The sequence below is a fragment of the Roseateles sp. P5_B10 genome (assembly GCF_056400485.1).
Genome location: NZ_JBFULE010001010.1, coordinates 1 through 1,667 on the forward strand (window position 1 = coordinate 1; position 1,667 = coordinate 1,667).

1 protein-coding gene is annotated in these 1,667 nt (G+C 71.4%); it reads left to right on the forward strand.

Annotated elements, in window-relative coordinates:
* A partial coding sequence (locus AC1DU6_RS30255; protein ID WP_477861752.1) for a PAS domain-containing protein occupies positions 1-1,667 on the forward strand: 1,667 nt, incomplete at both ends.

Below are 1,667 nucleotides of genomic sequence, written 5' to 3' on the forward strand. Positions count from 1 at the left end.
CGTGGAGTCGACGCGCCGCGCCTGGCGCGTCGGCCCGGCCCTGCTGCTGGGCCTGATGCTGCTGTCGATGCTGCCCCTGGGGCTGGTCGGGCTGTGGCAGCTCTCCAGCTTTGAGAACAGCCTGCATGAGACGGTGACCGAAGGCCTGGTGGCGATCTCGCGCAAGAAGGTCCACGAGATCAACGAATACCTCAACGAGGTCGAGGTGGACGGCCGCCTCGTCGCCCAGGCCAGCGACACGCGCGAGCTGCTGGTGCAGCGCGGCGACGCGGTGGCTACCCGCGTGAGTGCCGGCAGCCGGGCCTTTTTCGAGCGTCTCTACGACAGCGGCAAATACCTCAACCTGCTGCTGGTGCAGCCCGACGGCCGCATCAGCTTCGCGATGAAGGCACCGGCCGGCTCGACACCCGAGCTGGYGCGGCTGGACGGCGGCGCCTACGAAGGCAGCGAGCTGCTGGCCGCGCACCGCCGCGCCATCGGCCAGCTGGACCCGCAGCTGACGCCGGCCCAGCGCCTGCGCGGCGAGGGCCCGGCGACGCTTTTCCTGATCCATCCGGTGGTCGATGGCGATCGCGTGCTCGGCAGTGTCGTGTTGCAGCTCGACCTGGACCGCCTGCTGCGGGTCGCGACCGAGCGCTCGGGGCTGGCGCTGACGGGCGAGACGGTGCTGGTGCAACGCCAGGGCGACCGGGCCGTCTTCATCAACGACCTCAAGCGGCCGCCATTGCAGACGCTGACCGGCTCGCTGGACCTGGCCTCGCCCGAGCCGCCGCCGGCCGTGCGCGCCCTGCGCGGCGAAAGTGGCAGCGGCCTGACGCGCGACTACGCCGGTATCGAGATCGTCGCGTCCTGGCGCCACCTGCCCGCGCTGGACTGGGGCATCTCCGTCAACATCGACGCGGCCGAGGCGTTTGCGCCGGCGCGTGCGCTGCGCGACCGCTTGGCTCTCGCCCTCGGCCTGTCCCTTCTGCTGGCCCTGGGCCTGGGTCTGCTGCTGGGGCGTCGCCTGGTCGAGCCCGTCCAGATGCTGAGCGGTGCGGTGGCCCGCATCGCCGGGGGCAAGCTGGATGAGCGAGCGCCGGTCTGCGGCTTTGCCGAGTTCCGCGAGCTGGCGCGCAGCTTCAACCAAATGACGGAACAGCTCGTCGTCGAGCGCCAACTGCTGGAGGCGCGCGTCGAGCAACGCACGCGGGCGCTCAATGAGAGCGAGCAGCGCTTTCGCGGCGTCTTCGAGCGCGCCCAGGTCGGCATTGCGCTGTGCGACGCCCAGGGTGTCATCCTCGACGTCAATCAGGCGCTGACGGCGATGCTGTGCCGCGAGGCCGGGGCGCTGCGCGGCGCCAAGCTCGCCGATCTGCCGGACTTCCGCCCCGGCCGCCTGCCTGGCGGCGAGCTGGCCCGCCTGGCGGCCGGGCGGCTGGACCATGTCCGCTTCGAACGCGGCTTCGCGCTGCCCGGCGGCGGCGAGCTGTTCGTCGACGGCAGCGCCAGCGCCATCCGCGATCGCCGTGGCCGCCTCGTCAACGTCGTGCAGATGCTGGTCGACGTGACCGAGAGACACCGCGCCGAAGTTGATTTGGTACGTGCCCGGGTCGCGGCCGAGGCGGCCAGCCAGGCCAAGAGCGATTTCCTGGCCAACATGAGCCACGAGATCCGCACGCCGATGA